Raw genomic sequence first — 3,748 nt, 5'->3', positions numbered from 1 at the left:
GATCTGATGTCGAGCTCGCGGATTTCGGGCATGTCCGCCGCGAGCTGCGCGAGCTTCACCAGCACGAGCGCGGCGGACATGCCCGAAATCCGCGAGCTCGACATCAACCCGCTGGTCGTGACGCCGCGCGGGGCCTTCGCGTTCGACGCCCGCATCCGGGTCGCCTCCACGCCGCGCGGCGGCGGGGCCGGCGTCGCGAACGCGCGTCTCGCGATCCGCCCCTACCCGAAGCGGCTGGAGACCACCCTGACGCTCGGCGACGGCTCGGAGATCTCCGTCCGTCCCGTGCGGCCGGAGGACGAGCCGGCGGTCGCGGCGTTCTTCCGGCAAGTGGACGCGGAGGATCTGCGCCAGCGCTTCTTCACTCCGATGAGCGAGGTCCCGCGGGCATTCATCGCGCGCCTCACCCAGATCGACTACGCCCGCACGATGGTGCTGCTGGCGTCAGGCGCCGAGGGCGCGGTCCTGGGCGTCGTTCAGCTTCACGCCGATCCGGACGCCGACGCCGGCGAATTCGCGATCCTGCTGCGCTCCGACTTCAAGGGCCGCGGCCTGGGCTGGCGGCTGATGCGAACCCTGATCCGGTTCGCCAAGGCGGAGGGCTGGGGCGCGATCACGGGCCAGATCCTGGCCGAGAACAGCTCGATGCTCGCCGTCTGCCGCGAACTCGGCTTCACCATAACGCCCGATCCGGAGGACATCGGCGTCCGCATCGCGACATTGTCGTTGCGCGACTGAGGCGCTCCGCGCGCCGCGGCGGACCCGCGCGGATCGAGCGTGGCCGCGGCGCAACGGTAACGGGGTCTTCCGCCGAGCGCGGCTTGTTTTCATCTTCCGCTCACCGAAGTGGGCTAGTTTGCGGCTGAAGACCCGTCGCGCTTCGTCAGGACCCGTCATGGCTTACCGTTCCACCGCTCTCGCCGCGCTGCTCTCGCTCGCAGCCCTCCCCGCGGTCGCAGCGGATCTTCCCTCCTTCGAGACGCCGGTCGCGGTCGAAGCGGTGCGGGAGGGGTGGATCGTCACCCTGAAGGCGACCGGGGTCTACACCACCAAATTCGAAGGCTCGGGCAAGTACGGCATCTCGGGGATGCCGAGCCTCAGCATCCGCCGCCCCGGCCAGCCCTGGAAGTTCGGCGCGCCGGACGACGGCTTCGGCTTCGCGGTGATCAACACGCCCTCCTTCCAGTTCGGACCGGTGGCCCGCGTCCGCGGCGAGCGGGACTCCAGCGAAGACCACAAGTTCCGCGGCTTCCGCGACGTCGACTACGCCATCGAGCCGGGCGCTTTCGTCGAGTTCTATCCGCTCGACGTGATCAGGATCCGGGGCGAGCTGCGGCACGGCTTCTGGGGCCATCACGGCTTCGTCGGCAATGTGGCGGCCGACTACATCCAGCGCTTCGACCGGATGGTGGTGTCGATCGGCCCGCGCACCGAGATCGGCGACAGCAGCTTCATGGACACCTATTACGGCGTCTCGGCCCGCGAGGCCGCGCGGAACGGCCGCGTGACGCGCTACAAGGCCAAGGGCGGCGTCAAGTCCGTCGGTCTCGCGAGCGCGATCACCTACGACTGGACCAAGCACTGGAGCACGACCGCCTTCGGCCGCTACGACCGGCTGGTGGGCGAGGCCGCCGACAGCCCGGTGGCCAAGAAGCTCGGGACCAAGAACGTGTTCACGGTCGGTCTCGGCGTGGCCTACTCGTTCGACTTCGGCCGCTGACGGGGCGTTCCGGCGCCCTCAGGGCGCCGGGTGGTACTGGTAGAGCCAGGTCTCGGTGAGCACCTGGCCGCCCGCCTTCAGATAGCAACGCATCTCGACCGGCTCCGGGCCCTCGACCGTCAGGTCGAACTGCGCGCGCCAGTGGCCCTTGACGTCGCTGGGCACCGCCTCGGCGAAGACATACGAGAACTTGCCGCGCGACGCCCAGAGCACCGGCTCGACCGTCGCGCCGTAGGGGATGTCGGCCAGCGGGCCGCCCAAAAACTCGACGATGAACTTCCGGACGCCGGCCGGCCTCGGAAGGCCCGGCTGGCCGCCTCGACCGAGACGGGTCGCCACGCAGCGGCCGAGCTCCGTCGGGTAAGGCTCGTCGTCCTGCCAGTGCAGCTTGTAGGCGAGCGCGATCGTGGCGCCGGGGGCCGCGGACTGCTCCGGGATCCAGTACGCCACGACGTTGTCGTGGATCTCGTCGTCCGTCGGCAGCTCGACCAGCTGGACCACGCCCTTGCCCCAGTCGCCGACCGGCTCCACCCAGGTCGAGGGCCGGTCCTCGTATCGGACGCCATCCTCGTAGTGATCGAAATCGCGGTCGCGCTGCAGCAGCCCGAAGCCTTTCGGATTCTCGTCCGAGAACGTCGACGTCATGATCCGGGGCGGATTGTTGAGCGGGCGCCAGATCCGTTCGCCGGCGCCGGTCCACATCGCGAGCCCGTCGGAATCGTGGACCTCGGGGCGCCAGTCGATGAGGTTCGGCTTGGCGGTCTCCGAGAACCAGTACATCGAGGTCAGCGGCGCGAGGCCGAGCCGCGCGACCTGCTTGCGCATCGTCACCTCGGCCTCGATCTCCATCAGCGTGCCGGCCGTGCGATGGATCAGGAAGCGATAGGCGCCTGACAGCGACGGACCATCAAGCAGCGCGAACACCGTGACCGGGTCGCCGTTCGTCTTCGCCGGCTCGAACCAGAACGAGATGAAGTCCGGGAACTCCTCCGCCTCGCCCGGCGCGGGGAACAGCGCGACGCCGCGCGCCGACATGCCGACCTGCCCGGCGGCGCCGATCGCCCGGAAGTAGGAGGCGCCCAGGAAGGTCGCGAACGGCTCGCGCGTCTTCCAGTCGCCCTTCTCGGTGACCTGATCCTTGGCCTCGCGCACCCAGAAGCCCGCGAAGGCCGAGGGCTGCGGCGGCAGCCCGCGCGCGATGCTGTCCGCCGGCATGTCGAACAGGCTGGGATCGTAGAGGATCTCGCGCGACTGCCCGTCCGCCACCGCATGCATGCGGACCGTCTTGGGGAAGAACTTCCCGACATGCATGAAGGTGATCGGATAGGCGCCGGCGCTCTCGGCATAGAGCGCGTCTTCCGGCTTGAACTTGATCTTGCCGTGGGCGTCGTAGTCGATCTTCTGGACGATCGCCGGATCGGGCGCGGCGGGCGGCTGATAAGGTTTGCCGGCAAGATTCTTCGCGAAGGTCTTCAGGCCGTCATAGCTGAACGGCTCCGGCTTCCCGAACTTCAGGCGGTCGGCGCCGGCCGCTCTGGCGGAGCCGCCGAACGCCAGGGCGGCCTGCGCCGCCAAGGCGATCTGGAGCACCGTCCGGCGGTCGAGCAGATGAGCGGACTGCATATCGGGTAGACGCAAGCGGGACATGGTGCGGACCTGGCGCCGGATTGAGCTGCCGGCGCTTATAACCGAAAATGAGGCAAGAAACGGAGGCGGCTATTCAGGACGCCAGCGCGCGAGCCTGAGCGCGTTGAGCACCACGCTCGCCGAGGACAGCGCCATCGCGGCGCCGGCGATCGCGGGCGACAGGAAGCCGAACGCCGCGAGCGGCAGGCCGATGACGTTGTAGGCAAAGGCCCAGGCCAGATTCTGCCGGATCGTGGCGACGGAGCGCCTGGACAGGGCGAGCGCCGCGGACATCCATCCCCTACGCCGAGGCCACGCAGGAGATGCTGGTTCGCGCGTCGGACGCGGGATCGATCAAAAAACTCGATGATATGGCCGACAAGGTCCTCGGCGTGAAGCTCG

General features: G+C 68.9%; 4 protein-coding genes. 2 read left to right on the top strand and 2 right to left on the bottom strand.

Annotated features, from left to right (window positions below; all coding sequences use genetic code 11):
* Nucleotides 1–6: 6 nt before the first annotated feature.
* Nucleotides 7–738, top strand: coding sequence for a GNAT family N-acetyltransferase (locus ACIKT0_RS14790; protein ID WP_407106078.1), 732 nt, complete (start codon nucleotides 7–9; stop codon nucleotides 736–738).
* Nucleotides 739–895: 157 nt separating this feature from the next.
* A complete protein-coding gene (locus tag ACIKT0_RS14785) occupies nucleotides 896–1,720 on the top strand; it encodes a MipA/OmpV family protein (protein WP_407106076.1) in 825 nt (274 codons plus the stop codon).
* Nucleotides 1,721–1,738: 18 nt separating this feature from the next.
* Here the strand turns inward: ACIKT0_RS14785 and ACIKT0_RS14780 are convergent, their stop codons facing one another.
* Together ACIKT0_RS14780 and ACIKT0_RS14775 are read right to left on the bottom strand one after the other, a co-directional pair.
* Entirely contained in the window at nucleotides 1,739–3,343 is a 1,605-nt protein-coding gene (locus ACIKT0_RS14780) for an OpgD/OpgG family glucan biosynthesis protein (RefSeq protein WP_407106074.1), read from the bottom strand.
* A 93-nt stretch (nucleotides 3,344–3,436) separates the two neighbouring features.
* The gene (locus tag ACIKT0_RS14775; protein ID WP_407106079.1) at nucleotides 3,437–3,640 is read right to left on the bottom strand and encodes a hypothetical protein; all 204 of its coding nucleotides are present in this window, start codon (nucleotides 3,638–3,640) and stop codon (nucleotides 3,437–3,439) included.
* Nucleotides 3,641–3,748: the final 108 nt, after the last annotated feature.

This window comes from Hansschlegelia beijingensis (assembly GCF_045505405.1).
Lineage (GTDB): Bacteria > Pseudomonadota > Alphaproteobacteria > Rhizobiales > Methylopilaceae > Methylopila > Methylopila beijingensis_A.
Note: the sequence above shows the minus strand (reverse complement) of the source record. Positions and strands in the feature narration are given on the sequence as shown.